General features: G+C 57.9%; 31 protein-coding genes. 13 read left to right on the top strand and 18 right to left on the bottom strand.

Features of this window, described 5'->3' with window-relative positions:
• Window positions 1–28: 28 nt before the first annotated feature.
• Window positions 29–2,218, bottom strand: a complete 2,190-nt coding sequence (locus AC3A5O_RS23350) for a GAF domain-containing hybrid sensor histidine kinase/response regulator (protein ID WP_487753786.1) — start codon at window positions 2,216–2,218, stop codon at window positions 29–31.
• 552 nt (window positions 2,219–2,770) lie between these two features.
• Between AC3A5O_RS23350 and AC3A5O_RS23345 the strand changes: the two genes are divergently transcribed.
• From AC3A5O_RS23345 to AC3A5O_RS23335, 3 genes are all read left to right on the top strand, one after another.
• Window positions 2,771–3,049, top strand: coding sequence for a short-chain dehydrogenase (locus AC3A5O_RS23345; protein WP_212801254.1), 279 nt, complete (start codon window positions 2,771–2,773; stop codon window positions 3,047–3,049).
• 271 nt (window positions 3,050–3,320) lie between these two features.
• Window positions 3,321–3,581: a hypothetical protein gene (locus tag AC3A5O_RS23340; RefSeq protein ID WP_122568683.1), complete on the top strand. Its 261-nt coding sequence runs from the start codon at window positions 3,321–3,323 to the stop codon at window positions 3,579–3,581.
• The gene (locus AC3A5O_RS23335; protein WP_305482365.1) at window positions 3,578–4,318 is read left to right on the top strand and encodes a Fic/DOC family protein; all 741 of its coding nucleotides are present in this window, start codon (window positions 3,578–3,580) and stop codon (window positions 4,316–4,318) included. The genes AC3A5O_RS23340 and AC3A5O_RS23335 overlap by 4 nt, the downstream gene beginning before the upstream one ends.
• A 292-nt stretch (window positions 4,319–4,610) precedes the next feature.
• Here AC3A5O_RS23335 and AC3A5O_RS23330 read toward each other — a convergent pair whose 3' ends face one another.
• Window positions 4,611–5,234 (bottom strand): hypothetical protein, encoded by a 624-nt coding sequence (locus AC3A5O_RS23330; protein WP_487753785.1) that lies wholly within the window; start codon window positions 5,232–5,234, stop codon window positions 4,611–4,613.
• Between the two features lie 151 nt (window positions 5,235–5,385).
• Between AC3A5O_RS23330 and AC3A5O_RS23325 the strand changes: the two genes are divergently transcribed.
• From AC3A5O_RS23325 to AC3A5O_RS23310, 4 genes are all read left to right on the top strand, one after another.
• Window positions 5,386–6,063, top strand: coding sequence for a phytanoyl-CoA dioxygenase family protein (locus tag AC3A5O_RS23325; protein WP_305467801.1), 678 nt, complete (start codon window positions 5,386–5,388; stop codon window positions 6,061–6,063).
• Between the two features lie 100 nt (window positions 6,064–6,163).
• Window positions 6,164–7,222, top strand: a complete 1,059-nt coding sequence (locus AC3A5O_RS23320; protein WP_487753789.1) for an alpha/beta hydrolase family protein — start codon at window positions 6,164–6,166, stop codon at window positions 7,220–7,222.
• A gap of 49 nt (window positions 7,223–7,271) precedes the next feature.
• Window positions 7,272–7,853 carry a P-loop NTPase family protein gene (locus tag AC3A5O_RS23315; RefSeq protein ID WP_487753784.1) on the top strand — a complete coding sequence of 194 codons (582 nt, stop codon included), beginning with the start codon at window positions 7,272–7,274 and terminating at the stop codon, window positions 7,851–7,853.
• Window positions 7,846–8,472, top strand: coding sequence for an HD domain-containing protein (locus AC3A5O_RS23310; RefSeq protein WP_487753783.1), 627 nt, complete (start codon window positions 7,846–7,848; stop codon window positions 8,470–8,472). The genes AC3A5O_RS23315 and AC3A5O_RS23310 overlap by 8 nt, the downstream gene beginning before the upstream one ends.
• A gap of 29 nt (window positions 8,473–8,501) precedes the next feature.
• On the opposite strand, the gene AC3A5O_RS23305 is transcribed toward AC3A5O_RS23310, so the two are convergent.
• From AC3A5O_RS23305 to AC3A5O_RS23290, 4 genes are all read right to left on the bottom strand, one after another.
• Window positions 8,502–8,771: a hypothetical protein gene (locus AC3A5O_RS23305; RefSeq protein ID WP_487753782.1), complete on the bottom strand. Its 270-nt coding sequence runs from the start codon at window positions 8,769–8,771 to the stop codon at window positions 8,502–8,504.
• A 259-nt stretch (window positions 8,772–9,030) separates the two neighbouring features.
• Entirely contained in the window at window positions 9,031–10,032 is a 1,002-nt protein-coding gene (locus AC3A5O_RS23300) for an NAD(P)H-quinone oxidoreductase (RefSeq protein ID WP_305467803.1), read from the bottom strand.
• The gene (locus AC3A5O_RS23295; RefSeq protein WP_305467804.1) at window positions 10,033–10,365 is read right to left on the bottom strand and encodes a carboxymuconolactone decarboxylase family protein; all 333 of its coding nucleotides are present in this window, start codon (window positions 10,363–10,365) and stop codon (window positions 10,033–10,035) included.
• Window positions 10,366–10,376: 11 nt separating this feature from the next.
• Entirely contained in the window at window positions 10,377–11,813 is a 1,437-nt protein-coding gene (locus AC3A5O_RS23290; protein WP_305467805.1) for an NAD-dependent succinate-semialdehyde dehydrogenase, read from the bottom strand.
• 221 nt (window positions 11,814–12,034) lie between these two features.
• On the opposite strand from AC3A5O_RS23290, the gene AC3A5O_RS23285 reads away from it, so the two are divergent.
• Window positions 12,035–12,961: a LysR family transcriptional regulator gene (locus tag AC3A5O_RS23285; RefSeq protein ID WP_305467806.1), complete on the top strand. Its 927-nt coding sequence runs from the start codon at window positions 12,035–12,037 to the stop codon at window positions 12,959–12,961.
• 76 nt (window positions 12,962–13,037) lie between these two features.
• On the opposite strand, the gene AC3A5O_RS23280 is transcribed toward AC3A5O_RS23285, so the two are convergent.
• The 4 genes from AC3A5O_RS23280 to AC3A5O_RS23265 all read right to left on the bottom strand — a co-directional run bounded on the left by AC3A5O_RS23280 (window position 13,038) and on the right by AC3A5O_RS23265 (window position 16,177).
• A complete protein-coding gene (locus tag AC3A5O_RS23280) occupies window positions 13,038–13,289 on the bottom strand; it encodes a DUF2790 domain-containing protein (RefSeq protein ID WP_305467808.1) in 252 nt (83 codons plus the stop codon).
• A 255-nt stretch (window positions 13,290–13,544) separates the two neighbouring features.
• A complete protein-coding gene (locus tag AC3A5O_RS23275; protein ID WP_305467810.1) occupies window positions 13,545–14,168 on the bottom strand; it encodes an SMI1/KNR4 family protein in 624 nt (207 codons plus the stop codon).
• Between the two features lie 99 nt (window positions 14,169–14,267).
• Entirely contained in the window at window positions 14,268–15,083 is an 816-nt protein-coding gene (locus AC3A5O_RS23270) for a suppressor of fused domain protein (protein WP_487753781.1), read from the bottom strand.
• Window positions 15,080–16,177, bottom strand: a complete 1,098-nt coding sequence (locus AC3A5O_RS23265; protein WP_487753780.1) for a sterol desaturase family protein — start codon at window positions 16,175–16,177, stop codon at window positions 15,080–15,082. Before AC3A5O_RS23265 ends, AC3A5O_RS23270 begins: the two co-directional genes overlap by 4 nt.
• 117 nt (window positions 16,178–16,294) lie before the next feature.
• Here AC3A5O_RS23265 and AC3A5O_RS23260 point away from each other — a divergent pair, with 117 nt between their 5' ends.
• Window positions 16,295–16,852 (top strand): nucleotidyltransferase family protein, encoded by a 558-nt coding sequence (locus tag AC3A5O_RS23260; protein ID WP_122568668.1) that lies wholly within the window; start codon window positions 16,295–16,297, stop codon window positions 16,850–16,852.
• Between the two features lie 16 nt (window positions 16,853–16,868).
• Here the strand turns inward: AC3A5O_RS23260 and AC3A5O_RS23255 are convergent, their stop codons facing one another.
• From AC3A5O_RS23255 to AC3A5O_RS23245, 3 genes are all read right to left on the bottom strand, one after another.
• A complete protein-coding gene (locus AC3A5O_RS23255) occupies window positions 16,869–17,315 on the bottom strand; it encodes an NUDIX hydrolase (protein ID WP_122568667.1) in 447 nt (148 codons plus the stop codon).
• Window positions 17,316–17,388: 73 nt separating this feature from the next.
• Window positions 17,389–18,192: a diaminopimelate epimerase gene (gene dapF, locus AC3A5O_RS23250; protein ID WP_305490871.1), complete on the bottom strand. Its 804-nt coding sequence runs from the start codon at window positions 18,190–18,192 to the stop codon at window positions 17,389–17,391.
• Between the two features lie 112 nt (window positions 18,193–18,304).
• Window positions 18,305–19,117, bottom strand: a complete 813-nt coding sequence (locus tag AC3A5O_RS23245; protein WP_487753788.1) for a helix-turn-helix domain-containing protein — start codon at window positions 19,115–19,117, stop codon at window positions 18,305–18,307.
• Between the two features lie 117 nt (window positions 19,118–19,234).
• Here AC3A5O_RS23245 and AC3A5O_RS23240 point away from each other — a divergent pair, with 117 nt between their 5' ends.
• Window positions 19,235–19,576: a DUF2834 domain-containing protein gene (locus tag AC3A5O_RS23240; protein WP_460082608.1), complete on the top strand. Its 342-nt coding sequence runs from the start codon at window positions 19,235–19,237 to the stop codon at window positions 19,574–19,576.
• Window positions 19,577–19,599: 23 nt separating this feature from the next.
• Here AC3A5O_RS23240 and AC3A5O_RS23235 read toward each other — a convergent pair whose 3' ends face one another.
• Entirely contained in the window at window positions 19,600–20,763 is a 1,164-nt protein-coding gene (locus AC3A5O_RS23235; protein ID WP_487753779.1) for a PDZ domain-containing protein, read from the bottom strand.
• 179 nt (window positions 20,764–20,942) lie between these two features.
• Between AC3A5O_RS23235 and AC3A5O_RS23230 the strand changes: the two genes are divergently transcribed.
• Complete coding sequence (locus AC3A5O_RS23230; RefSeq protein WP_305467821.1) at window positions 20,943–22,058, top strand: S1C family serine protease; 1,116 nt, start codon at window positions 20,943–20,945, stop codon at window positions 22,056–22,058.
• A 3-nt stretch (window positions 22,059–22,061) separates the two neighbouring features.
• Here AC3A5O_RS23230 and AC3A5O_RS23225 read toward each other — a convergent pair whose 3' ends face one another.
• Entirely contained in the window at window positions 22,062–22,604 is a 543-nt protein-coding gene (locus AC3A5O_RS23225) for a GNAT family N-acetyltransferase (RefSeq protein WP_122568662.1), read from the bottom strand.
• A 253-nt stretch (window positions 22,605–22,857) separates the two neighbouring features.
• Here AC3A5O_RS23225 and AC3A5O_RS23220 point away from each other — a divergent pair, with 253 nt between their 5' ends.
• Entirely contained in the window at window positions 22,858–23,823 is a 966-nt protein-coding gene (locus AC3A5O_RS23220; RefSeq protein ID WP_487753787.1) for a DMT family transporter, read from the top strand.
• A 16-nt stretch (window positions 23,824–23,839) separates the two neighbouring features.
• On the opposite strand, the gene AC3A5O_RS23215 is transcribed toward AC3A5O_RS23220, so the two are convergent.
• Both AC3A5O_RS23215 and AC3A5O_RS23210 read right to left on the bottom strand, forming a co-directional pair.
• Window positions 23,840–24,481 (bottom strand): helix-turn-helix domain-containing protein, encoded by a 642-nt coding sequence (locus AC3A5O_RS23215; RefSeq protein ID WP_122568661.1) that lies wholly within the window; start codon window positions 24,479–24,481, stop codon window positions 23,840–23,842.
• Window positions 24,478–24,810, bottom strand: a complete 333-nt coding sequence (locus AC3A5O_RS23210) for a type II toxin-antitoxin system HigB family toxin (RefSeq protein ID WP_305467825.1) — start codon at window positions 24,808–24,810, stop codon at window positions 24,478–24,480. Before AC3A5O_RS23210 ends, AC3A5O_RS23215 begins: the two co-directional genes overlap by 4 nt.
• Window positions 24,811–24,966: 156 nt before the next feature.
• Here AC3A5O_RS23210 and AC3A5O_RS23205 point away from each other — a divergent pair, with 156 nt between their 5' ends.
• Window positions 24,967–25,317 carry a DUF7079 family protein gene (locus AC3A5O_RS23205; protein WP_305467827.1) on the top strand — a complete coding sequence of 117 codons (351 nt, stop codon included), beginning with the start codon at window positions 24,967–24,969 and terminating at the stop codon, window positions 25,315–25,317.
• Window positions 25,318–25,361: 44 nt separating this feature from the next.
• On the opposite strand, the gene AC3A5O_RS23200 is transcribed toward AC3A5O_RS23205, so the two are convergent.
• Window positions 25,362–26,318 carry a 2-hydroxyacid dehydrogenase gene (locus AC3A5O_RS23200; RefSeq protein WP_122568658.1) on the bottom strand — a complete coding sequence of 319 codons (957 nt, stop codon included), beginning with the start codon at window positions 26,316–26,318 and terminating at the stop codon, window positions 25,362–25,364.
• Between the last annotated feature and the right edge of the window lie 53 nt (window positions 26,319–26,371).

Genomic DNA, 26,371 nt, shown 5'->3' with positions numbered 1-26,371 from the left:
GGAACTCACTGTTTCAAAAAGGAAACACTCATTCAGTGCCCAGTATCGTCCGGTTCAAAACCCGGGAAACCTGATCGGCTGAATAGGGTTTGGACAGGAACTCAAAGCCCTCATGCCCCCTGTGGGCCAACTCTTCGCTGTAGCCGGAAGTGAGCACCACCGGCAAATCCGGGCGACGCTGGCGCAGCTCCCGGGCCAGGGCGATACCGCTGATGCCTGGCATCACCACGTCAGAAAATACCGCGTCGAAGGCCATCGCCTCCGGCCCGACCATTTCCAGCGCTTCTTCGGCGTTTGTCGCCCAGGCCGTTTCGTAGCCCAGGTCCTGGAGGATCTGGTTGGCAAAACGCCCCACCTCCAGGTTGTCTTCCACGATCAACACCCGGCGCTTGCCCTTTTCCAGCACCAGGTGCGTGACCTCTTCCCTGACCGGCTCGTGGTTTTTCTCGGGCGCCACTTCCGGGAGGTACAACGTGAACTCCGTTCCCTCGCCCACCACGGTCGAAACATCGACGTTGCCACCGGACTGCTTGGCAAAGCCGAACACCTGGGACAAGCCCAGCCCCGTGCCCTTGCCCACTTCCTTGGTAGTGAAGAAGGGTTCGAAGATGTGCTCAAGCACTTGCGGGTCAATACCGGTACCGGTGTCAGCCAAGGCTATGGCGGCAAAGGATTGCCCGGCCCCGGCATGACCACGGATCGGCGGCATGCCACCGCCGCAACTGACCCGAAGCCACAGCGTGCCCTGACCATTCATCGCATCCCGGGCGTTGAGGGCCATGTTGATCAGCGCTGTCTCGAACTGGCTCAGATCCGCGCGGATGTAACAGGGTCGATCGCACAACTCGACGTTGACCTGGATCCGTGCCCCGGTAACGGTTTGCAGCATGTCCCCCAGGCTCTGCACTTGTTTGCCCACATCGATAACCTCGGGCTTCAACGGCTGGCGCCGGGCAAACGCGAGCAACTGGCTGGTCAACTTGGAGGCGCGATCCACGGTTTCGGACACCGCCGTCATGTAGCGTTGCCGGCGCTCTTCGGACAAGTTGGGCATGCGCAGGAAGTCCACCGAAGAACGGATAATCGTCAGCAGGTTATTGAAGTCATGAGCCACGCCACCGGTGAGCTGGCCGATGGCTTCGAGTTTTTGCGACTGGCGCAGTGCCGCTTCGGTCTGTTTCAAGCGCGTAGTGCGTTCCTCGACCCGCTCTTCCAGCGTCGCATTCAATTCGGCCAGGGCCGCCAGGCCTTCGCGCACGGCAGCATCGGCACGGGCGCGCTCGATGTGAGCCCAGGACCGCTCCGTGACTTCCATCAGCAGCGCCAGGTCGTTGGATGACCAGACCCGCGGTGTTTTATCGTGGATCGCCATCAGCGCGGTCAATCGCCCGCCCTTGATCAACGGCACGCAGATGGTGGCCGCGATGCCAATGGCCTGGAACGTCGCCGCTTCCTCCGGCGCCAGCTCCTTGAGGTTATCGTTGATCACCAGCGGTTTGCCGGCTCGCAGATTGGTGACGGCCAGACGACCGAAATCAGCCAGCCGATAATGCCCGAGAATATGGGGCGAACCGGCCCTGGCCCAATCGCCGCGAATGGTGAAACCGTCCTCGTCCTCATCCATGTCCGCGTAGGCACAATTGGACAGGTTCAGGTGCGCCGCCAAGATCCGCGTAGTAGTCGCCATGATGCTCTGCGGGTCGGTGGCGTTCGCCACGGCATTGCCGATGGCATCCAGCACGGCCAGGCGCTGGGTCATGAACACCGTCGAAGTGGTCTCGGTGACCGTATCCAACATGCCCACCACCGTGCCGAACTGGTCGCGGATGGGGCTGTAGCAGAACGTGAAATAAGCCTGCTCAGGACCGCCACCGCGCTCGATGACCAGGGGAAAGTTTTCTATATAAGTGGCTTGCCCGTCGAAGGCGCCCTGCACGATCGGCCCGATATCGCTCCAGGCTTCTTGCCACACCTCATCGAACCGCCGCCCCAGCGCCTCGGGCTTATTGCCGAGGATCGGCAGGAACGCATCGTTGTACAAGGTGATCAGGTCCGGGCCCCATATGATGGCCTGGGGAAAATGCGAGGCCAGGCTCAGCGCCACGGTGGTCTTCAACACATCGGGCCACTGCGCAGGCGGCCCGAGCGGCGTGTCCTCCCACGGATGACGGCGAAGCCGTTCGGCCATTTCTCCATAGCTCTGGAGCCAATCTGTCATCGCGTTCGATCCTTCTGAGACGCCAATACCAACGAGGGGAAAAGCTTGTGACCCCAAGCAGGGCCGTATTATCCCGTGCCGGGTGGGAATGCGCGATTGGATTGTGGGATGCGTCGGGGGACAAATGGGGGGTTAAGGGCGGAAATGGGAGGTTGGGCTACAGAAATATCCTACATATCGTTGGCAATGGGCCTGATGTAGGTGAGGGATCTTCAAAGTTGTAAGACGTACAGCTCGGATGCTTACCACTATGGCAACGTCCTACATATGATTGGGAATCCCCTTCCCTATCAATCCCTTGCGTATTTTTTGCCGTGACGTCTATAGTCTTGCGGTCGCCCAGATGGCGGCCGGGTTTGGCGACCCGCAGTGGGATGCAAAGCGCTTGCGTTGTTGCAGGCGTTCTTGCATCTGTAGAGTTGTCGTTATGGCAGCTGTACGCGGGAGACCTTCGGGTCTGCCGGCTTCCACTCCGGTTCGCCAACCTGCGTACAGTTGCCACCTTCGTTTGGCGACGATTAGGTGGTGAAACTTTTCCAGTGGAGCTTACTTATGAATCAATACATGGGCCTTACCAGCAACGCCGACGACCAACCCCTCTACGTCGATACCGCCGCCCCGCTACACATCCTGCTCGACTCAGCCGCCTACCGAATCCGTGCCGCCACCCAGTTCCTGGAAAACTTGGCAATGCGCGATGAACTGACCATCGACCCCGCGACTTTGCAAGATTTGGCACAACTTTGCTGCATCCCGCTGCGTGACGGGTGCGACGTGATGGATGTGATTGCACGACGATTGGATGCGGCACCGGCAGGTTCCACTCTATAAGCCTGCCAACCGACAACCCGTGGCGAGGGAGCTTGCTCCCGCTGGGCTGCGCAGCGGCCCCTTTTGTGAGCGCTGCGCACTCAAACGGGAGCAAGCTCCCTCGCCACTGACTCATCGTTTTCTTAAGCACACAGAATTACGACCGCACCACGACATTTTTGAAACAAGCCATTGATCTATACAGCACACCACGGAGATGCTTTACCCATAGCCCGTGGAGACAGAAAAACAGCCCCATGCTATGGTTTGGCCGTGAGTAGAGGACTTTCCAATGACCCAAACAGCTACTGCTAGCGTCGCGACTCAGGTCCGAAAGCTTGCTAAAGCCCACAATGTCACTGCTGAACTTGACGGTATGAGTCGCATGGCTGCGACCATCACTCGTCTGGCTGGGGATGTCGTCGAGCTGGATGGCATCGAACAGTTGCTTGTCAATCTCAAGAGAAAAGGTGTTCTGAGTAAGTCGCAGATCCTGACGCTGCAAGGCGAGTACCTTCAGGAGAAAAGACGCGCCAAGAAACGTAGCGCATGAGTTTTGATCCGTTCGGTGATTTCGGAACCGCCGGGTATCTTCAAAACTCATTGCGACTTAAAGATCCTATAGAAGTAAAAGAATCTGAGCATCTTTCCTTCGAGGCAAGTATCGAAGATGCTCTTGCTTGTCTGGCGAAAAGGAGACCCATTACCTTCCAGACAGTGCTCGAAGTTCACAAAATTTTATTTTCGGGCTTTTATCCTTGGGCAGGGAAAGATCGAAACGAGCTCGTACCTCACCTAGCCGTCTTCAAAGGTTCCCATAACGATCCCCGCAGTACGGCTTTCGAGCGCCCGGAACTCATTAAGAGGTCTGTCGACTATGCACTTAAACTGGCAGCCGATAAGAAACACTTCAAAGAGCATCCTGGCGAGGTGATGGGTCAACTGGCTTTCGCGCACCCCTTTCTTGACGGCAATGGACGTACGATTCTATTAGTCTTCATGGAGCTCTGCTATCGAGCCAAATTTGCTATCGATTGGTCAAAAACGAACAAAGACGATTACCTACGAGCACTCAGCGATGAGATCCGCGAGCCTGGCCAAGGGCATCTCGACAACTACCTGAAACCATTCAGAGTAGCCATATCCAGCCGCGACGAGTGGCCGGAAACCATCAGTGGCATCCGAGGCCTAGATGGCCTGGACAAAGAAGACATCACGTACGAGAGCCTGGACAACCCAGAAGTCCAGCAAATTTATAAGACACACAGGGTAAAGCCCCTCGACCCTTAACCTTCTACGTGCCGGAAGTACAAAATGCTTGAGGTAAAACCTTCCACAACATTGCAAGCGGACAGCTTCTGGATGGCAATCTGGCAAAGTGGAGCCTTGAGTATCCAAGAAGCCGAAAGGCGGGCGCAAGGCTCGCAAGGTTTAAAAGAGGCTTACTCATCGGTCCCTTTCTACGCCAGAAAAGCGGCTCGAGATCCACAATTTTGGAGCAAGTTTTACGCGAGCCGCGTGAATTCGTAGAGCACTCAAGCGGGAGCAAGCTCCCTCGCCACGAGTGCATCGTCTACCTGAACTACTCAACAACCCCGTTATAAACAACCATCGCACTCCCCTCCTTCTTGACCACGAGCTTATTCCCCTGTGCCATGGCCTCGACCAGTTCAGAACATCCCTGCACCTCACGCTTTCCATCAACGCGCTCGGCCTGGGTGTCGAAACTGAATACATAGGTCGAAGCAGGGCACGCATTCCCCCCCTCTCCGGTGGAAACAACCAGCACATACTTGCTCGGGCCAAACGTATAAGCCTTTTCAATCGTCACATAACCGGTGTACTCGGCCTGCTCAACAATGGATTCCATGACGTTCATCACGCCCGCCCGCGACTGATAATTCAGTGCGGTCCCCATCGCCTCGGTCTGGGTCGTGAAAGGCCCTGCACGCTCGGTGTTGACGGGCAACGGTTGATAGGCGACACCCGGGGGCGCGGGAGGCGCGGCTTGAGTCGTGGCGGCGGATTTTGCAACAGGGCTTCGCTGGAGTTGAGGGCTATCGCATAGGCCGTTTTTGCAGATGAAATCCCCTTGGCAATCGATGTCTTCCGAACACTGGTTCGTTTCTTCAAAGGTGCTTTGATCGGCCTTGGCGTAGCCAACAACGGCCAATGTCAGAAGAGCGCAGGCAAACAAATGCTTCATCGGTGAAGTCCTTTTCTTGGATGGTGGCTGGATGATAACTGCAAACCTTCCGGGTTTGTCTCTGGTCGCCGCCAATTTCCAGTCTCGGGTGGCTCTACGTTGGTTTGAATACTAGCCTTGCAAACGTCCCCACAAGGAAGTCGAGGCCACCATGGCTGACCGCGAACAACTCCATCGAGATGGCTACACCTTGCTCCGTCAAGCGATCCCGACCGAGTGGCTGGCTGACCTTCGTGCCGTGTTCGATTCAGGTGTGCGACCGTCGGATCAATGGCCAGTGCCTCGCGGCATGGACTGGCGCTATTCGATGCTGGACGATGATTCGAAGATTCAGGCGGTATGTCGTCTCCCCCAGCTACTGGCGGTGGCAGGTGAGTTGATCGGCGACCGGTTCTTTCTCTCCCAAGTCGAAGGTCGCGAACCCCTTGCCGGTAGCGGCCAGCAACAACTGCACCGTGACTTGTCAGCTCAACGGCCAGGCGACATCGCCATCGCCCTGGCTTTCTTCGACGATTACGGCCCCGAAAACGGTGCAACACGGATCGTCCCCGGCAGCCATCGCTCCGAGCTGGGCGCCCCACCCTTCGACTTCAATGACGAGTCCCGCGCTGTACAGCTGTCAGGCGGCGCCGGCGACATCCTGGTGTTCGATGTCGATCTGGTGCACGCGGGCAGCCTGAACGTGATCGGCGCACGCCGTCGCTCCATCCTGATCAGCTATTTCTCGGAGTCGCTCTACCCGTCACACCTGGAGACCGTGGCACTGCGCAATATTCGCATGGACACCCGCGACCGATTCGCCCCCGCGGACTTTGTTTTCGGGGGCTAGGATTTTTGCTCGATGAAAGTGATGCGCAGCGCTTCGAATCTGAGCTTTAATGCCCGTGCTTTTAGAGAACCCTATTCGTCCAATCAAGGAAGAAACGACATTGAAAACAGCTTTCGGCGCCCTGTTGTTGGCCTGCCTGACGACTACCGCATTGGCTGACGAAAACCCCGTCGGCTTCCAATCCTCCACCCTCCCGGATCCAAACAATGGTCGGGCACTGGAGATGGTTGTTTGGTACCCCAGCGCAACGACCGCAACCCCGCAACTGATCGCCGATAACGCGGTATTTGTCGGTGCCTCTGCCGTGCGCAATGCGCCCCCCACTGCCGGCGAACATCCACTGGTGGTGCTCTCCCACGGCTACAGGGGCAACTGGAGTAATCAGATTTGGCTCGCCAGTTCCTTGGCCCAGAAAGGTTACATCGTCGCCGCCCTCAACCACCCCGGCAGCACCACCCATGACCGTAGCCCGCAAGCAGCGGCGCAGTTATGGCAACGGCCGGTTGACCTGCGTCGAGCCATCGATGCGGTCACGACTCAACCGGAAAAATTTGGCCAAGTCGCCAATGATCGAATTGCAGCCGTGGGCCATTCACTCGGCGGCTGGACTGCCCTGGAGATCGCCGGCGCCCGCTTCGACCCCGAGCGCTTCGCCCAAGACTGCAAAACCCATTCGCAGTTAGCCAGTTGCACCGTTTACCAGCAGATGAACCCCGCCAGCACCGCTGAAGCAAAAGCCGAGCTGGCCGCCGACTGGCGCGACAAACGCGTGACTGCGGTGGTGACATTGGACCTGGGCCTTTCCCGGGGCCTGACGGATGAAAGCTTGGCCGCGCTGCCTGTCCCCGCTCTGGTGATCGCTGCCGGTGTACCGTCGCAAGAACTTCCGGCTGAGTTGGAGTCTGCCAACCTGGCCAAGCGACTGCCCCCGGCGTCAAGCCGTTACGTTGAGATCAAGGACGCGAGCCATTTCAGCTTCATGTCGATGTGTAAGCCCGGTGCGGAGGAAATGCTTGAAGAGGACGTGCCGGGGGATGGGATCATTTGCCGGGATGGCGATGGCGGGCGTGCTCGGAGGGTGATTCAGCAGCAGGTTGCATCATTGATCGCAGAGTTTCTTGCGCAATCACCTGGAGCGATTGATAAGGAGGCTAGATGACGATCAAACGCCCAGTATTACCAGGATATTCAATGAGTCGAGGCGACTAATGCAGCGTGTCATGATTATCGGCCAGCCCGGGTCAGGAAAAAGCACGCTGGCTCGGGAAATGGGCAAACAGACCGGACTGCCGGTTATCCATATCGACACTATCCATTGGCAACCTGGGTGGATCGAGCGAAACGCAGACGAGAAGACTCGATTGTGTTACGAGGTCGAAGCTCGCGATCAATGGATTTTTGAAGGTGGTCATTCTGCTACCTGGGACAACCGTATTGCCCGAGCCGATCTTTTGGTATGGATTGATCGCTCATCGGTGCTTCGGTTCTGGCGTGTATTTCTCAGGACGTTGACCCAGCGAGGCCGCCCGCGCCCCGACCTTCCAGAGAATTGCCCAGAGCAGCTTGGAAACCTCCCGGAGTTTTTCAGATTCATGTGGACGACTCGTAAATCGGCGCGTACGAAGATGAAGCAGCTTGTAGCAACGGCCCCACCGACACGTCGCGTTATCTGTCTGCGGTCCAACCGCCAGGCCAAACTGTTTCTGTCGAGTGTCGGGAAGACGCCTCGCGTAGAGCCGCCGCGAAAAGCCCCCTTTCCCCAAGGCACGCGGGAGCCTCGACGTGGCTGATGGCGTGGATTTCGCAGCCTGGGCTCGCGTCTGGGCAGAGCTTGGCGTTGTATGCGCGCCACCAGAGACGTACGAAGAACTCGTTCGACACTACTGCGAGCCGCACCGTGCCTACCACAACCTCCAGCATCTGAAGGAGTGCCTTCAAGTGCGCCGATTCGTCAACGCTACCTGCCAGGCCCCCGCCGAAGTCGACCTCGCGCTATGGTTCCATGATGCGATCTACGACCCCCTTCGCAGCGACAACGAGCTGCGCAGTGCGCAATGGTTGGATGACGTGGCACGCGACAGTGGGCTGGGCGATGAAACGCGACGCAGGCTTTACGATCTGATCATGGTGACGCGACACGACGGCGCCCCAGCGTCGACAGACCAAGCGGTGCTGGTGGACACGGATCTGGCAATCCTTGGGGCATCGTTCGAGCGGTTCGAGGAATACGACCAACAAATTCGCCGCGAGTATCAGTTTGTGCCTCTACCTGTGTACCGCCAAAAGCGGCGCCAGGTCCTTGAAGGCTTCCTGGCACGCGGACGCATTTATACGACCGCACCGTACTTCGACGCATTCGAGCAGCAGGCACGCGCAAACCTTGCACGCGCCATCGGCCGCCTCGACTGAGGACTGGATTCAAGCGGAAAAGGGATAACTTACTCCCCTGACTGCACTCGCTTCATCGCTTCGAGAAGCTGGCCCTCAAAGTACTCGCTCCCATCTCGTTCCTGCTCTTTTATGCGGCGCTTTGCTTCGATAAGCATCTGCGTGACAGCGATGTTCTGATTCAAAAAAGTGGCAACCATCAGGTCGTTCAAATTTGCTAAAGGGGTATCCCAGGCCTCCCTGCAACGCTGCATCAGACCTGTAGGTGAATCCCCACACCACGGACCTAAAAGATTTGAGACTGTAAGATTCGAACTCATTAACCGACCTCTAAAAGAAATCGAAGGGTTAGTCATTTCGCACCACTAGGAGATAGCCTAAAAACGAGATCGGATGAGCACTTTTGGCCGTTTGCTGCCTGTCGTGAAGGGCGACTACCGGCCAATAGCTGCCTGTCACGATTAGCCCGGTTGTCGCGATCAGCCGATTTAGAACGCACAGCTAAGATTGTTCCCCCATCCGTTGAAGATGCCCACTAAAGGTACCTTTTTTTCAGTTCTCTCCTACATGTGGCCAGATTCAAACCAAGTCTTCAGGCTGCATGGTCAAAATTATTTTCCCAACATTTTCGGAAGACTCCATCCGGCGATGCGCATCGGCAGCCCGTGCTAGCGCAAAGGTGCTATCGACAACCGGCTCAAGGCTTCCGGCCCCCTCGAAGCGATCAAGCCAGTGCTCGCGGAAGCGCTTGATCATGGCGTGTTTCTCCGGTTGCGTGCGCGACTTCATGACCGTACCGATGATTTGCAGGTGGCGATAAAGAATGTCCTCCAGCGCCACCGTGACGTTGCCGCCACCGCCGAGAATCCCCACCTGAATGAGGCGGCCGCCGCGTGCAAGGGACGCGACGTTGCGGGCGAAGTAGGGCTCACCGATAAAGTCGATGATCACATCGACGCCGCGACCCTGAGTTTTGTCGGCGATCACTTCAGCGAAGTCCTGCGTCTTATAATCGATCGCCACGTCAGCGCCCAAATGCTCGACACGCGCCAACTTGCTGCCTTCGGTCGTCGCATACACCGTGGCGCCGGTGGCGTAAGCCAACTGCACAGCGGCAGACCCGACGCCGCCGGCGGCCGCGTGAATCAGCACCGAATCGCCAGCCTTGAGTCGAGCTAGGTGCATCATTGCTTCATGGGCCGTGACGAAGACCTCGGGAATGGCTGCCGCGTGTACATAGTCAAGCTGCGCGGGGATGTGCATCGCCATGCGGTAATCGATGCGTGCCAACTCGGCGTAGGCACCGCCGCCGACCACGCCCATGACTCGATCTCCGACCTCGAACCCCGTCACCGCGTTACCTTTGCCGATCACTTCGCCGGCGATTTCCAGGCCGATGATCAGCGAGTCACCGAAATTCGGATGGCCGTACCCTCCGGTCCGGTGAGTCAGATCCGCACGGTTCACCCCGGCGGCATAGACACGCACCAGCAGGTCGTCAGGACGCACTTCAGGATTGGCAACTTCTGCGAGTTCAAGGACGTCTGCTGCACCAAATTTTCTGATGTTGATGGCTTTCATTCAGTTGTTCTCCGTTTCGCTGAACGTGGCGTTGGCGATAGCAGACGCGGTGATGGCGCCAGGGAAGCCCACGTAGAAAGCCAGGTGCGTGATCGCTGCCGCCAGTTCATCATGGGTCACACCGTTGTCAGCCGCCCGGCGTAAGTGGGCGGGCAACTCTTCCGAGCGACCAGCGGCTATCAATGCCGCCACGGTGATCAGACTACGGTCGCGCGGGGACAGCGCCGGGTCACTCCATATCTGCGGATAAAGCGTCGAGTCGACGAATTGCGACAGCTTTGGCGTGAACGCGCGCGCGGCTTCGCGAGGACTGTTGAAGTTGAGCTTGGACATGGGCGAGTTCCTTAAACCTGACTGATGAATTTGTGGGTGAGATAGTGCTCTATGCCTTCAATGCCACCTTCGGAGCCGTGACCGCTTTCTTTCATGCCGCCGAACGGGAGTTCGGTTGCGACGATGCGGTATTGGTTGATGCCGATCATCCCGGCCTCCAATCCGTCAGCGACATCAATGGCCGTGCGCGCGTTGGAGGTGAATGCGTAGGCCGAGAGTCCGTACGGCAGGCGGTTGGCTTCTTTCAGCCCATCGGCCAGTTCATCGAACGCCATCAGCACGGCAATGGGGCCAAAGGGTTCTTCGTGCATGACGCGGGCATTCATCGGCACATCTGCCAGAACCGTGGGTTGAAAGAAGTGGCCTTCGCCTGACAAGGCTTCACCACCGACCAATACCCGTGCACCTTTTTCGACGGCATCGGCGACCAGTTCTTCCATTTTTGCCAATTGCCTTGGGTTGGCCAGGGGGCCGACCTGAGTGTCTGGATGCAGGCCGTCACCTATTCTCAGCGCTTGGGTCGCAGCGACAAAGTAATCGACGAAGGCTTGATAGGCGCCACGCTGGATGAGAAACCGAGTAGATGAAATGCACACCTGCCCGGTGCCGCGAAACCGGTTCGCGACGCCTTCGATAGCGGCTTTTTCAATGTCGGCATCTTCGAACACCAGCACCGGTCCGTGCCCACCCAGTTCAAGGGTGATGGGCTTCACGCCTTCGGCAGCTCGTGCAGACAGCAGGCGCCCGATCGGCACTGAACCGGTGAAGGTCACTTTGCGAATGATCGGCGAGGCGATCAGATGGCTGGACACTTGATCCGGTACGCCGAAGACCACTTGCAGTACACCTTTGGGCAATCCAGCATCGTCGAGTGCACGCGCCAGGGCCAGCGCTGTGGAAGGGCTTTCTTCACCGGGTTTGAGAATGACGCTGCAACCCGCGGCCAGCGCTGCCGAGAGCTTGCGTGCCGGGGTGATGGCCGGGAAATTCCACGGTGTGAATGCGGCCACTGGGCCGATGGCCTGGCGTTTGACCAGTTGCAACACGCCTGGACGGTTGGCCGGGACCACACGGCCATCGATACGCCGGGCGCTTTCGGCAAACCATTCGAAATACTCCGCCGCGCGGGTCACTTCATCCAGGCTTTCACCCAGCGGTTTGCCTTCCTCCAGGGTCATCTGCGCGGCAATCTGCGGTGCACGTTCGAGGATCAGGTCGGCGGCACGCTTGAGGATTTTTGCGCGTTTGTCAGGCACGGTCTGGCGCCATTGCTCGAAGCTCAGGCGAGTCACTTCCAAGGCGTGATCAAGGTCGCCTGCGGTGGCGAGTGGGACGCGTCCGATTTCCCGGCCGGTAGCCGGGTTAACGACGGCGGCAGTATCGCGCCCTTCGGCACTGATCCATTCACCACCGATGAAAAGATAAAGCGGGTCGTAGGAGGTTTTCATGATGTGCCCTTCAGTTGGTTGTCGGAGATTCGGATGAAACCCGGCGCCTGTTCAGGCGTCCTGTGCAACCAAGTCTATGGAAGGAGGGCACATTGATTTAGACGGGCCAAAGGGAATCATTGTTGTCGCCAGAGGTAATATCGAGCCGCGGGCCGAACGTGTAGCATCCGGAAAAAATGCGCGTTATCACGGGTGAGCGTCAGATCTACAGGAAGGTCGCGATGGATAAGCTTTCGAACATGTCGGTGTACATAAAGGTTGTCGAGATGGGCAGTTTCACGGCCGTGGCCAATCATCTGGACTCAACGGTCGGTAACGTATCGCGTGCTGTCTCTGCGCTGGAAAACGTGCTCGATGCGCGCCTGTTGCAACGCTCGACCCGACGCCTGTCGGTCACCGATGCGGGGCGACGGTTCTATGAGCGCTGCACGAAAATTCTCGCTGATCTGGAGAGTGCCGAAGCCGAAGCCAGCAATGCCGCCCTGGAGCCTCGGGGAACACTGAGGGTGCATTGCGTACCCGGGCTGGCTCGGCATCTGGTCACGGGGGCGGTGCTGGAGTACCGCCAGCAATTCCCGGAGGTGACGGTGGATTTATTGCTCTCGCAACGCATGCCTAACCTGTTGGAAGACCAACTGGACGTCTCGATTCTGATCGCCCGCGCGCTACCCGATTCTGCGTATGTCAGCCAGAAGATCGGCGTCAGCCATTGTGTGCTGGTGGCGTCGCCAGACTACCTGGCCAGTCATGTGGTCCCCGAGACGCCTGAAGACCTGCGTGATCATCATTGTCTGCTATTGGGCACCGTCGACTATGTGCGGGATGAGTGGCAGCTGAAGAGCAAGGCGGGGGACGCGACATTTGTTCCGACAGGGCCAAGTTTCAGCGTTAACGATATGGATGCGATGGCACATGCCATTCGAGAGGGAGCAGGGATTGGCTTGCTGGCCGGGTTCACAGCCGTCGACGATTTGCGTTCCGGCAAGCTAGTGCGGGTTTTGCCTGACTACCATACCTATGAGCGCAACGTGTATGCCGTCTATACCTCTCGGCAGTTTGTCGATGCAAAAATCACCCGGTTTATTGAAACGCTGAAAGATCGGGTTGGCAGTCAACTGGCCGCCACGGCCAAAGAACTTATCGATTGAAATGCCGCAGGGCAAAAAGGTATTTGCGCCTCGATGAAACAACGCTTCGAGGCGCAATGATTGGCGAACAGCTGACTTAGCCCTGGCTGCAACGGCCCATGACGTTATAGGCCAGTACGTGCTGTTTGCCTTGTGAATCCTGGTAGGTCATGTGCGTCGGCACTACAGCGCAAACATCTGGCACCGGGTCTTCAGAGATGACCTTGGCGACATCAAGGTGGGTGCCATAACCATATTGCTCGACAGGTTGAGTCTTTGCAGTACCGTCCTGTGCCGCTACCACAGAGCTGAAGCCCAAGAGTGCGACGATGATCATTGCCGTTTTCATAATGAGATTTCCTAAAGTAAGTGTGATGTTGCCGGCAGGACGTACTTTAGGTTCGAGGGTTTTCTGGAAACAGGAGCGAATCAGGGAAAGACTTTTCTAAATTCCGAACACAATGTGGGGATGTCTGACGTAAAGGCAATTCGTCTGTGACCGTCCGCTCTTGGCCGAAAGCGATCACTCATGACCGCTCCTTTCGATTCAAAAGCAGCCCGCTGTATGTATGCATAAAAACGGAATCCCTCCGCCTATTAGTCATTAAATCGTCCGATCCAAAACCCTCGCATTCCACAACCCCCGATACCGCTCCCGCCACCCCGGACTCCCCTTATCCAACCACTCCAACGTCGCCTCAATACTCTCAGGGCTGATCATGAAGTGATTGATATGCTCCTCGATCCGCTCTTCCGATAGGTGCAGCGAATCCAGATAACCATTGAAAGAATCCGCCAGCACCACATACTCATCGCCCTGCTGACGGCGCCCAGTCCAGGCGGGTAAGCCCGCTACCATCGCCGCCACGTCCTGGCGTCCTTCCCGCAAATCCAGCAGCAAGATACTCGCTCCGCCGTCGCGACCGATCGGCAACAATCCCGCCGCAGGGAAGCCGGGCTGCGCCCGCAGTTGCTCCAGTTCGAAGGGGTTGGATTCGTACTCTTGGTCCGGATCCAGCCCGTACAGCGAGAAACTGAGCAACTCCTCATCGCCATTGGCGAGCGTGGCCAACACATCGTATTCCACATAGGCGCCGTTGCAGGTCTTGAGGAACTGGCGATAGTCGTCCGGCAAACGGGCACCCAGGCTGGCTTCCAGTTGTGTGATGGCAAGGTCGGTGGCGCCTTCACGGGTGTCTTCGAGGATGAGTCCGCGGTAGTCAGTCATTGATGTCTCGAAAGGGGATTGGGTGGGACGCGGTATCAATCGTTCTTACAAAAAACGACCGCTCACTCAGGTTAGTTTTTTGGCCGATGCCGTCCGGCATCACACCACGCTCGCCCGATGCAAGCTGCTCAGATGCCCAACCCCCGCCGCCGTCAAACGGCTCACCAGATCCTCCCGCGCCGCTCGCCCTCCCGAACGCACGTACTCCAGCTCCGCCGCCGTAATCAATACCACCGGCACCAATCTGACCGGGGACAAGGGCATGTCATCCAGTTGGGTTGGGAAATCCGGCGCCGGGGCGCCGATTAGAACGCCGGTGGAGTCGTCATCGGTCACGAACAGCTTGGGCAGTTGATCGCTCATGTGGTGCGATTGGCTGAGCCCTGGAAGCTCAAGGGATAGCGCTCCGTGTTGGTCGAGTTGGTGGGTGATGCCGCCAGCGTCGGCCACTGTTTTGGCGACGTGTTCCAACAACTCGAATGCCCAACTGCGCTTGAAAGGATCGACCTCTCCCACAGGACCACGGGCGTGCTCGGGGATATCCGCGGTTTCGACGAACAATTCCATCTCGAAGCCGTTGCCCATGCCTTCCGTATCATCGAACGGATCGGACAGGCCTTCAGTGGCGAGAATGATCGTGTCGCCACGGCGAACCACGCGGTAGGCCTGACGGGTCGAAGGCCAGTACGGGCCGCCGGAAAAGGTCGGGCTGATCAGGTAGGCAAGGACATCCCGCTCGACCGTGCCGACGGCGCTCCAATGACGATCCAGGCACGCTGCGCCGGCTTCCCGGACGGCCAGGTTGGCTGCTTCAGCCTCGGTCAGGTCGCCTAGCTCGGGGGATTGTGGCGCGGGCTGGTCATCTTGGGTTTCAGGGGCTTTCGATGAACCGAAGAGCTTCTTGAAGAAATTCATGGGCGTTCCTTGCTGGATTTTCGCTCGGCTTCACCGGTGTCAGCACTCGCTGATCCGATGGCAGGCGTCGGGGGCATTGTGGTGTGTTGGCGTTGAGATGAAAACCAAGACTGCGCCTTGTGCGCAGTGTCGACGAAAGGCGTGACAATCAGGCTATACACCGTCAGGTAACGCTGGTGGTCCTGTTCTCCGGTGCCGAAACGCAAGTGCTCGGGCTGCGAACGGGTGACATAGAGCGTGCCGAACATCCAGTCCCACAGTGACAGGTTGACGCCGAAATTGCGGTTGAAATGACGCGGTGCATCGCTGTGGTGGATCTGGTGCTGGGCCGGACTGTTCAGCACATGTTCAAGCACCGGGCCAAAGGACAGCCAGACATGGGTGTGACGCAAATTGGCTGCCAGGCTATTGAAGATGAACACCAGGTAGGTCACACCGAACAACGTGTAGCGGCTGATCTCACCACCACAGGCGTACCAGAAACCACCCGCGAAGAGGCCCAGGCAGGCAGTGACGCCAAGCTTCTCGACGATCTTCTCCACAAAATGCACCCGACTCGCCGTGGCCGGCACCAGCACGGGCGCCGAATGATGCACCTTGTGAAACGCCCAGAGCCAGCGCGAGTGAAACGCCCGGTGCGCCCAGTAGTGGACGAAATCCTTCACCAGGAACACCCCCAGCCCATAGAGCAAAGCGAGCGTAAGGTTCTCCCCCAGACGCGGACGCGCGCCCCAGAGGTTGCTGAAAAAAGCCAGGTAATCCCCGGAACGCAGGATGTACGGATCGACCAGATGGACAATGGGCAGCACCAAGGCAATCTTGAGAATGGCCCGGACGAAGTAGTAGCGATAATCCAGCAATGCCGAACGATGCAGATACACATGGCTGCCGCCGATGAATTGCCAGAATGAATGGGCGTCGGTCAGGCCGCGGTGTTTTCTGAAACGGAACAGGCCATAGGCGACACCGTAGGAGGCGCAGAGAAACAGGATTCCGAGGCGGCCGTTCAGGTTGAAGATGCCGAGGAACTGCTGGGTGATCGGTGCGATTACCCATGCGCTCAGGTGTTGATAGACAAGGGAAAACGCATCCACGAAATGCCGGCCTCTGTCGAAGGAGCGCTATTGTAGATCAGTGGGGTTGGGCTGGGCTTGGGTTTTCAGGTATGTATATCAGTCGCCAGGACCGGATTGATTACAAAAAGGATGAACATGACATTGACAGTCGAAACCTTGGTCAGCACTGCAATGACCAACCCAATCAACGCCCAAATCACTTCGCGCTTGCCTTCACTCGGTTTGAATCAATGCATGCTTACGGCCGGCTGCCTGTTCCAAGCCGTCTGGAATCATCAGACGCAGCAGCCACCCGCATGGGGCGTGAAGGACTACGATGTTTTTTACTTCGACCCTGACCTGTCTTGGGAAGCCGAGAATGAAGTGATCAACGCCGCCCAACTGCTCTTTCAGGACCTGGACGTCAACATCGAGGTCAAGAACCAGGCCCGCGTCCACCTTTGGTACGGTCAGCGGTTTGGCAAGCCTTATCCTCAGCTTCAGTCGGCCAAGGATGGCATTGATCGTTACTTGATTGCGGGGACGTGTATTGGGCTGGATGTTGAAACAGGTGAGGTCTATGCGCCCTATGGCCTGGACGACATAGAGCAAGGCGTTCTTCGCATGAATCCAAAAAATCCCCAGCCGGATTTGTTCGATGAGAAAGCCAAGAGTTATCAAGCTCGCTGGCAATGGCTCAGAATTTATGGATGACCTTCACTGATCCGACTCACTCCAGGAGCGAAGCCGACTTGAGCAAATCGTAAAGTCCTTCAGGCACCAGCGGTGATAGAGCGGTGAAACTGGCACTGGAGCACCACGTTGCCCTGAATGATGCTCCGTTGCTTTCAAAGCCTTCCAGCCAGGGTTTTTCGTAGAGATCAGTGTCGTCAAACCTCGCATCGTAAACCTGGACGATCTCGTGCCCAGGCTTGCCGTCGTAGGTAAAAATGCTTTCCAAAGTGCCAACCAGCCGAAGGTCACTGATCGAGGCGCCCAGTTCCTCTTGCACTTCTCGGACGATGGCATCGTGGCTCCTCTCGCCGAATTCAATGCCACCACCAACCGGACGAAAAAACATCTGCTGTTTGATGGCATCGTAAAACTGGTTGACCAGTATTTTTCCATGATGATGAAAGATACAAAGAGCGAGGGGGCGAATGCGTTGCTCCGACATGAATAAAACTTCCTTCTGATTTAATGATCAACAACGTCCTGCAAATCTCAGTATCAGGGTTAAAACGCCCGACTCAGCCTTGACTCATCGTCCCCGAAAAACTCGCCTCCACCGGCCCGATAAGAACGACCGCGCCTACACCATCCCATTGCACCGTCACGCTGCCGCCATCACATTCAACCTCGACGGTACTGTCCAACAAACCAAGACGAATCCCGTTAACAACGGCACCGCACGAACAGGACCCCGACCCCAGCGCAACACCCGCCCCGCGCTCCCAGATACGCAAACGAATATGCGTGCGATCAATGATCTGGACAAAATGAACGTTGGTCTTGAGTGGAAATAGCGCGTTGGTTTCGATGGCCGGTCCGATCGTCGCGATATCAACGCCAGCCAGGTCATCGACAAAGTAGGTGCAGTGGGGATTACCCATGCTGCACGCAGTTGGACTGCCGGCCAGTGGCAAGACAGCGGTGTCCAGTTCTTGCGCCAAGGGAATGTCCGACCAGCCGAAAAGCGGCACGCCCATGTCGACGCAAATGTCGCCGGTCGGGGTACGTTCGCAAGTAAGCAGACCACGGTTGGTGCGCAGGGCTACCGAAGTCACATTGGCTTCGCGCATGAGCAAGTCCGCCGCCCCCCGCGTCGCGCTGCCACAAACGTCCAGCGCAGAGCCATCTGCGTTCCAGAACATTACCCGCGCATCGGCATCATCGCAATCGAGCAACACCGCGAGTTGGTTGAAGCCCACGCCTCGGTACCGATCCCCCATTCGCTGGACGATGGCGCTTGTCACCGGGTTGGCCGAGTTTCGCGAATCGACAATAACGAAGTCATCGCCATTGGCATGCATTTTATGAAAGGTCAGTTGCATGCAAACGCTCTGCTGGAGACGGAATTACCGTAATAAAAATTGCTGATCGCTTGGACGTCTCGGACATACAGGATGATTCGATCGGGTGACGGTTGCATGTGTTCTTCCTTGATCATTGTGAGTGTTGCGCCTGCTCATATGCCTTGGTCATGACCTCCCAGGTCTTGGCATCGGCAGGAATCAGATGCTCGATACGCAATGAACTCATCGTGATGTCGAGCGGCATGCCGAAGGTTGTGAACGTTGACATGAACGTCAGCTCACCCTGGGGAGACTCGACTCGCGTCAGCAATAGCGGAGGCAGCTCGTTAACCAGCGCCGCAGCGCTGTACGGGGCCGGCAGGCACTTCAGAATCTCAGCCAACGCGGGATTGTTCAAGGCTTCCCGGGATGCTCGTTGCCAGGCCACTAATCTTATTTCCTCGGCGTTGCTCAAATGGTCACCCAAGCCACCGGGTTGCAGCAATGTCACCAAGAGGTTGAGTCCCTCTGCCGCCTCTCTGGCAAACCCAACCAGATCGAACAGAACACCCGCGCTGGTGTTGGCGGCAAGGATGTCCCATTGGGCACCCAGAACAATCGCAGGAGCGGGGTTGTTGGCGTGAAGTACATGATCAATGGCATCACGTACCACTTCCATTGACGACGACGTGAGCGGCGTCGTTTCGTAGCGCGGGGCATAACCACTGGCTAGGAAGATGTCGTTGCATCGCTCCAAGGGCACATCCAGGGCAGTCAACAAGTTATGCAGAGTGCCGGGGCTTGGCTTGGCGCGTCCCGTCTCAATGCAACTAAGGTGACGCTGAGATAGCCCTGTGATCAGTGCACAGTCCAGCTGACTCAGTCCGGCCTGTTGACGCAAGTGACGCAGTTGCGCTCCAGCTGAGGTGGGTGGCGTTGTTCGAGAGAAAGGTCGACTGGTCATCCGTTGACTCTGGCATTGCGGGTGAGCGGCGTCGATGACCTCAGAGGTCATTGAAACCATGACGATTAAATCACTAGCCTATTTCCACTGATCAATGCACTTGTCCGAGGAAGCACAGTGAAAAAACCTTACATCGCACTTGTCACGTTGCTGCTTTTTTCCGTGTACACGGCGGGCACTTTGTTTTTCGCCGAACAATCGCTCCTGGCATTCGGTCTCGGGCTCATGTCCCGCCCAGACACCGCGCAGGTCGTCATCGACCTTTATCTGCTCGCTTGCATGGCGTGCATCTGGATGTACCGGGACGCACGTTCGAAAGGCAGGTCGTTCACATCGCTGCTGCCTTACCTCCTGATCACGGCCATCTTCGTATCAATCGGTCCGCTGTTGTACATCGTCGTTAACGGATTTGGACGCCAATCGCCGGTGACTGGTACTCCTGATTACCCACCTCCTTAAGCAATGCACCAACAGCGTCCCCATCAAGGCCAATCAACAAGCACCGCTTTCGGATCGCCCTGGCGCATCTGGGCCAACTCAGCATCCGCCTTGGCTTGCGTCGCGTGGCAGAACTCGAAGGCGTTCTGGGTCTTGCCGGTCGGCCCCTTGGCCTCGGCCATGCACACCACCGCACCTGGTGCACAAATGGCGCTGTTAAGTTTGAAATCCCCCCAAACGCCAGGTTGTTCCCGCTTCACCTTGGCGATGTAGTTTTTGAGCGAGGGTTGCATGTCGCTCGCGGCCCCGGCGATCAATTTGACCGGGCTGACGCTAGCACCGTAAGTATGCTGGGTGGACAGCACGGCGGTGCAATACATTGCATCTGCCGGGATCGCAGCCGCTACACCGTTCGCCATCACCGTCGGGGTCACCGAGACTTGAGTGCCGCCAGCCCCCACCAGAACCGGAACGATGCTAAACGCGTTGTTTCGCCATATCTTCAGGTTCACCCGCGAACCAATTGGCGCTTTTGCAACGGCCACCCTGAAATCGATTGAGTCGGCGATAAGCCCATTGTCCACTGCCACGATCACGTCTTGAGGCAAAATCCCGGCCTGCTGCGCACCGCTCCCCGGAACGGTCGCCAGCACCACGACCCCAGCGGGGGGAAGTGACAGGGCCATGGCCCGCTTCGGATCGATGGTGTCGATGCTGGCGCCGATCCGACCGCGAGGTAAGTTGGCCGGCTGGCAACCCTTTTCAAGCCATACCTGACTGGCCGCTTCTTTTCGAGCCGTGGCGACCTGCTTCATGATCGGCTCAGCGCTCGCCTGGTACATCGGCACCTCGCTGAGGGACATTTCGATGTACTCACAGGACTTGGAGCGATACCGGTCAGGCGTTTCCCGGGTCACCAGTTTCTGCAGGTCAATGGGCGGCAGGCCTTGGGGCGCGGCGACGGTGGAGGTCGCGGGAGAGACGCTGGCAGAGTCCGCAGTCGCAACCGAGGAGACCACGTAGGCGCCGGCCGCCAGGCCTACGGCACTGGTCATTACGCTGGTGTCGACGCCACCCGGCATGGGAAGCAGCATCGCACCAACTACCGCCGCCTCACCGAGACCGCCATCAGAGGCACAGCCAGCCAAGGCAGTGAGCGAAAGTGCAACGGCGAGCCTGGTGCTTGATTTGAAGGCAGGAGCAAACATTTCGCGTCTCAGTGATTGGTTCGAAAGGATCGTGCCACATAATGGCGAAGTGCCTTTAAGTTGTATATCGAATGCACGTTTGCCCGAATGCCGCTCGTCTCAATCACAGGTTGGACAGGATGATGGCCAAATAGTACCTTGCCTGGACCTGCCTAAACGCCACGACCTCAGAGAAGCCCATGTCAACAAAGTGCCTTGCCGCAACATTGGTGCTCTCCCCTCTCCTGGCGTCTTGCGTCAACCCCATGTACAGCGCCGCCGAGCGAGCCGAAACAGCGGAATACCTGCGCAAGGTCAGAGACCCGGCGACCTACTACGCCATGGATTGTGAAACGTTCCTGGCGACCAAACGGGGCTGGGAAAAATACCCCAACATGGCGACCGACCCTGTCAACCTCGTGATCCAACAGGTCGCCACACAGCGCGATTGTTCAGCCGACAGCGTTCCTGCGCCCAGTGCGGCCACAGTGCAACCGACTCCCGTAGCGTCAGCGGCAATGCCCGTACCGGTGTCTAATCAGTCGGGTGTGTTGGGCCTGCACATCACCCCTGTTACACCAACGGTGGCTCGGCAATTCGGCTTAGCCGCTGTCAGCGGCGTATTGGTCTTGGGGCCCGTGCCAGGAAGTGGCGCTGAAAAAGCAGGCATGTTGGCCGGCGATATCGTTTTGCAAATTGCCGGGACCTCGGTCAATAGCCCGGCCGAGCTGACCGCTGTCGCCAGCCGTATTCGACCTGGTTTCACGGCGCCGCTGAAGGTATGGCGTTACCGGGCGGCCATCGATGTACTGGTGGAAATAGGCGACTCCTCGGGCTTGGCACCCTCGGTAGCGCCTGCGGCAGCCGTCACGCCGACGCCGGGCCTTCCCTTGGCCGCCCCCGTTACATCCCCAGCGAGCAATAGCGCGACCAATACTTCGTTCTGTTTTGCCCTGTTCGAGGCCAGGCAAGTCCAGGGGCTGAGCGACTATCCATCAAGGGGGCTTATCACCCCCGTCTGGCAAGGCCCGGCACTGAGCGGCACACCGGCTCGTCTTGCCATGCCTGAGTTCCAGGCATTCACTCGGGCCCAAGGCTACGACGTGAAAATGCAACCGATGTTCTGCCAACCCATCGGCGCCAGCGAGCAGTGCCAGGCGCTGGGCTCGGAAAGCTTCATGCTGACCACTCGCAGCTTTACCACGATGGTCAATTGCACTGAAACCTTACAGGGCGTAGAAACAACGCGCGGTCTACTGCTCAAACAGTGGCCTTATTTACAGACCACCGCGTGGCGTCCTTTGGCGGGTAACTAATGGCTATCTCTCAAGCCAATCTTCCCGCGTCATTTCCCAGACTTCCTTAAGCAACGCCCCACAAACGAAGTCCCCCTGCTGCGTCGCAATCATGCGCATGCCTTCATGTTCCGAAACTTTACGTGAAGCCAGGTTGCCCACTGCCTTGGGCACCTGCATGACGGGGCGCCCCAGGGTTTCAAACCAATAGGCGTTGATCGCCTCGCACGCTTCACGCATGTAGCCTTTCCCCTGCCATGGCGGCGACAACCAGAAACCCCGGTTGTTGCCAGGCTGATCGTAGAGGCTGATGCTGCCGATGCGCTGTGTCGGCTCCTCGGCAAGACGGATCATCCAGTGCCACTCGCGTCCGGCGGCGACAGCGGGGAGCGCATGGTCACGAACGTACGTCAGCGCGCCATCATCCGGGTAGGGCCAGGGCACGCGGCTGTCGAGGTAGCGAACCACTTCCCAGTGTGGGAATAATCGTTGAATCGCTGGTGCATCCGTCAGTTCCAGGGGTGTGAGGATGAGGCGGCTGGTTTGGAAGGTGGGGATAGGTTCCAAAGTGAATTCCTTTTCTAACGTTATGGCGTCCAGGGAAACTTCCCTATTAGAAATTATCCGTCGCCTTGCGGAGCGAATGTCGGAAAAACCAAGTTGCACACTCAATCACATCACTGCCTACACTGGATGCGCTCAATCCCATTGAACCGCATAAGGACATCACCTTGCGACAACTTACCCTCAGCGACAACAAACTCCGAGGTTTCCCCCATGAAATCGACGTTCATGGGTGGTGCATCGGGGAACCTGCGTGATAGTGAAGCCCCACTCAAACCTCATCACCGGATTGGCCCTCGCGGTGGTCGCGACGCTGAGCTGGGCGTTGAACTTCATTGCGCCCTACGTCACCGGCGCCTACACGATCTATGACTTGATGATCGTAAGGTTCTTGATCGCCGGTGCCCTGGGCCTGGGTGTCGTGCTGCTCTATCGGAGCCAGCTGCGGCTGCTGCGCCGCAATCAGGTGCTTCTGGCCGCAAGCCTGGGCGTTGTCGGCTACCTCGGCTATAGCGCCTGCATCGCCGCCGGCATCATTTTCGGCGGGCCGGTGCTGACCCCGGCGTTTATTGGGATGGTGCCAGTCTTGCTGGCACTGCTGGGCAACGCCACAACCAAAACCCTCCAGTGGCGCAAACTGGCAATCCCTCTGGTTTTCTTGACGGTGGGTCTTCTGCTGTCGAATCTCGGCGCTGTCCATCAACCCGTTGCAAACGATGGCTCGTGGCTGATGGGCTTGTTGTTTTCAATCGGTGCCGTGGTCTTGTGGCTCGTATTCAGTTGGTTGAACCAGCGCGCCTTGCTGGCGCTGCCACCCCACGCTTCAGGCGCATGGACCGGCCTCATGATGGCTGGCGCCGGGATCGGCACCTTGTGCTTGTTACCAGCGGTACAAGCACTCGACCTGCTCAAACTGCCGAGCCTGGGTTTTAGCGTTTCCGTTGCGGGGGATTTATATCTCTGGGGTTTGGTGATTGCGCTGATGTCATCCGTTGTCGGAGCCTGGGCCTGGAACGCCGCGTCACGGCGTTTGCCCATGGTGCTTTCCGGACAATTGATCGCCTTGGAGTCGCTGTTCGCGACGCTACTTGGCTTGTGGTTTCATGGTCGGCTACCGACACTTCTGGAGACGTCAGGTCTTGCGACTGTGCTTGTTGGGGTGATCATGGCGGTGCAGATCATCCTCAATTCCCGCGGATCGACAAGCGCCTCTGCCCCTTGATCAACAGACGATTGCCCTACTCCTTGTCTGGCTCTTTGGTTGTCTTTTTGCGGCCCTTCGAAGTCACCGTTTTGTACTCACCGATGCCGACCTCTTTCACTGAATATGCGGTCAGAGAGCCCTCGTGCAAACGGTAGAGAGCTGAAGTTTTACTGCCGGAAAGAGGAACAGTTTCGATATGAGCCGCCATCTTTGCCGAGGACGCTGACAAGAAAGCACTCGGCTCCATCGCAAATCGCTCTGCCAGCGCGTACGCCATCTTGTGACTGATAGGCCGATCGCCATTGAGCACCTTGGACACCGCCGTTTTATCACCGATTTCAGGAAGGTCTGAACCGGTCAGCCCGAGTGTCTCCATCAGGTCCTTGATCAATTGCACAGGCGTGCAGGTCGCCTCAAAAGCGGCATTCGATTCGCGAAACTGATCGGAGTCGCGCTGGTAGGCCAGGATTTCATCCTCGAGTTCAACGAGAATTCTCTCCTCGGTCTTGCTCAGCTCGCGCCCGTCGGTGAGTTCATCGAGCAAGTCCGTCGCACGCTCATAGTCGGCAGAGGTCTTGATGCCATGCACAAACTCACCGCGCAGGCGATCCAATACCGCGTATAGCTCGCCAAGCGTTGCGATCACGGTTTGAAAGTCGTTCCGGGCTGCGCTCATCGTCTTACCCCTTTGTTTCTTGCATACCAGACGTTGGCAACGTCGTAATCGGCATGCGTGTAGATGTGTTTGACGTAGAACTTCTGCCGGGTGTAGTTGACGCCACCTATCACCCTGAGATTATTGCCGCCTACGTCGATCACTACCCAATTCATTGCGACCCTGGGCTTGAACAAGTCGACACCCTGCGTACCGAAAAGCTTTTGCAGGTCCGCGAACGCCTTGGGGCGAGCCATCCTCAAAATGCGCAGGCAACGCTCAAGCCCGGCCTTGTCGTTCGGGTACAAAATCGCAGCGTCGTCAAAACGTGATGGCGTGAGTATATCCATGGGCTTCCTTGTCTTTGAGCCGATGGTACTCTGGTTGTGTTTTTTCACAACTCGAATTTATTGGCGGCAACGGGACTCACACTGTGGCAAGCAGGCGATTTGGCCGGCACCATTGGGCCAAATGGGTTTATCACCTACACATCCCGAGACAAAAACATGAACCCTGCCGACCCGACCCGCCTGAAAATCTGGCAAGCCCTTTCATCGCTCTTTCTCGACACTGAGATGGACGACCTGACCTACGATTACATCGCCCGCGTCGTCCTTGAAAGCGGCTATTCGCCCAGTGAAATACGCAGCATCCTGTGGAATGAAGTATTCCCGGTGCTCGAAGCCAACCTCAGATCCGTCGCGGGCGAATGGGTGGGATGGACAGATGAGTGGTTGCTGGAGCACCTCATCGCAAGCGATGGGCTCGAGCCCAGGAAAGGCAGCGGCAGCATTGCCAAGGAGGTCGACAGGTGTTGGAACCAGGTCGCGACGCGGCTCCCACCCGGATATGACTGACGCGATTGCATCGCCACTTCAAGCTTCCCTGAAGTGGCTCCCGTTCAACCCGTCACACACCCCTGCGGCACCTTCCCAGCAAAACTATCCACCAGACTCGCCACCACCATCTCCCCCATCCGCGTGCGGGTCTGCAACGTCGCACTCGCCCGGTGCGGTTGCAGCACCACCTGCTCATTGCCGAACAACGCCTCGGGCACATGCGGTTCATCGACGAACACATCCAAAGCCGCACCGGCGATTTCCCCGGCGGTCAGCGCAGCTACCAGATCGGCCTCGTTGACCAGTTTGCCGCGAGCCACGTTGATAAGATATCCGCCCTGGCCCAAGGCACGCAGTACCTCGGCATCGATGATGGCCTCAGCCTTGTCGGCGGCCGCCGCGAGGATCAAGGCGTCGCTGTCGCGGGCCAGTTGTTTGAGATCGGCGACAAAGGTGTGGTTCACGTCGCTCATGGGCTGCAGGTCGGTGTAGCTGATCGGACACCCGAACGCGGCGGCGCGCGTCGCCACGGCGCGACCGACCCGACCCATGCCGACGATGCCGATGCGCATGCCGGACACCTGCCGGGCCAATGGCAGCGGAGACAGTGGCGTCGGGCTCTGGGGCCATTGGCCGGAGCGCACGTAGCGATCACCGGTGCACAGCCCCCGGCACACGGCAATCAATAGGCCGATTGCCAGGTCGGCGACATCTTCGGTCAGCGCGCCGACGGTGGCCGTGACGCGGATTCCGCGATCCCTGGCGTAGGCCAGGTCCACCGCATCGGTGCCCACGCCGTTGACCGCGACCACTTCCAGTTGGGGCAGTTGTGCCATGAGCGCCTGGCTGATGCCGGTATGCCCACCGGTGATCACACCGCGAATGTTGACGCCGTGTTCTTGTAGATAGGCTTGTTTGTCAGCCTGTTCGAAATAGCGCCGCACCGTGAACAGTTCGTTGAGCCGGACATTGATTTCGGGGATCAGGATTGGGCTGAGCTGCAAGACTTCTGGCTTCATGTAGACCTCGTAACGAAATAGGAAAAAACGGATTCAAGCGCAACCAAGACGTG

This window comes from Pseudomonas sp. Soil_N_39 (assembly GCF_057655955.1).
This window is presented reverse-complemented; position numbering and strand designations above follow the sequence as displayed.

Bases quoted from the DNA above. Each gene is read 5' to 3' on its own strand.
- AC3A5O_RS23275 (WP_305467810.1), bottom strand. From the start codon at position 14,168: ATGACTGACTACCGCGGACTCATCCTCGAAGACACCCGTGAAGGCGCC.
- AC3A5O_RS23300 (WP_305467803.1), bottom strand. From the start codon at position 10,032: ATGAAAGCCATCAACATCAGAAAATTTGGTGCAGCAGACGTCCTTGAA.
- AC3A5O_RS23285 (WP_305467806.1), top strand. From the start codon at position 12,035: ATGGATAAGCTTTCGAACATGTCGGTGTACATAAAGGTTGTCGAGATG.
- AC3A5O_RS23215 (WP_122568661.1), bottom strand. From the start codon at position 24,481: ATGAGCGCAGCCCGGAACGACTTTCAAACCGTGATCGCAACGCTTGGC.
- AC3A5O_RS23255 (WP_122568667.1), bottom strand. From the start codon at position 17,315: ATGTCGGAGCAACGCATTCGCCCCCTCGCTCTTTGTATCTTTCATCAT.
- AC3A5O_RS23315 (WP_487753784.1), top strand. From the start codon at position 7,272: ATGCAGCGTGTCATGATTATCGGCCAGCCCGGGTCAGGAAAAAGCACG.
- AC3A5O_RS23335 (WP_305482365.1), top strand. From the start codon at position 3,578: ATGAGTTTTGATCCGTTCGGTGATTTCGGAACCGCCGGGTATCTTCAA.
- AC3A5O_RS23260 (WP_122568668.1), top strand. From the start codon at position 16,295: ATGACATTGACAGTCGAAACCTTGGTCAGCACTGCAATGACCAACCCA.
- AC3A5O_RS23245 (WP_487753788.1), bottom strand. From the start codon at position 19,117: ATGACCAGTCGACCTTTCTCTCGAACAACGCCACCCACCTCAGCTGGA.
- AC3A5O_RS23345 (WP_212801254.1), top strand. From the start codon at position 2,771: ATGAATCAATACATGGGCCTTACCAGCAACGCCGACGACCAACCCCTC.
- AC3A5O_RS23290 (WP_305467805.1), bottom strand. From the start codon at position 11,813: ATGAAAACCTCCTACGACCCGCTTTATCTTTTCATCGGTGGTGAATGG.
- AC3A5O_RS23325 (WP_305467801.1), top strand. From the start codon at position 5,386: ATGGCTGACCGCGAACAACTCCATCGAGATGGCTACACCTTGCTCCGT.
- AC3A5O_RS23205 (WP_305467827.1), top strand. From the start codon at position 24,967: ATGAACCCTGCCGACCCGACCCGCCTGAAAATCTGGCAAGCCCTTTCA.
- AC3A5O_RS23235 (WP_487753779.1), bottom strand. From the start codon at position 20,763: ATGTTTGCTCCTGCCTTCAAATCAAGCACCAGGCTCGCCGTTGCACTT.
- AC3A5O_RS23340 (WP_122568683.1), top strand. From the start codon at position 3,321: ATGACCCAAACAGCTACTGCTAGCGTCGCGACTCAGGTCCGAAAGCTT.
- AC3A5O_RS23270 (WP_487753781.1), bottom strand. From the start codon at position 15,083: ATGAATTTCTTCAAGAAGCTCTTCGGTTCATCGAAAGCCCCTGAAACC.
- AC3A5O_RS23280 (WP_305467808.1), bottom strand. From the start codon at position 13,289: ATGAAAACGGCAATGATCATCGTCGCACTCTTGGGCTTCAGCTCTGTG.
- AC3A5O_RS23200 (WP_122568658.1), bottom strand. From the start codon at position 26,318: ATGAAGCCAGAAGTCTTGCAGCTCAGCCCAATCCTGATCCCCGAAATC.
- AC3A5O_RS23305 (WP_487753782.1), bottom strand. From the start codon at position 8,771: ATGAGTTCGAATCTTACAGTCTCAAATCTTTTAGGTCCGTGGTGTGGG.
- AC3A5O_RS23295 (WP_305467804.1), bottom strand. From the start codon at position 10,365: ATGTCCAAGCTCAACTTCAACAGTCCTCGCGAAGCCGCGCGCGCGTTC.
- AC3A5O_RS23230 (WP_305467821.1), top strand. From the start codon at position 20,943: ATGTCAACAAAGTGCCTTGCCGCAACATTGGTGCTCTCCCCTCTCCTG.
- AC3A5O_RS23210 (WP_305467825.1), bottom strand. From the start codon at position 24,810: ATGGATATACTCACGCCATCACGTTTTGACGACGCTGCGATTTTGTAC.
- dapF (WP_305490871.1), bottom strand. From the start codon at position 18,192: ATGCAACTGACCTTTCATAAAATGCATGCCAATGGCGATGACTTCGTT.
- AC3A5O_RS23350 (WP_487753786.1), bottom strand. From the start codon at position 2,218: ATGACAGATTGGCTCCAGAGCTATGGAGAAATGGCCGAACGGCTTCGC.
- AC3A5O_RS23330 (WP_487753785.1), bottom strand. From the start codon at position 5,234: ATGAAGCATTTGTTTGCCTGCGCTCTTCTGACATTGGCCGTTGTTGGC.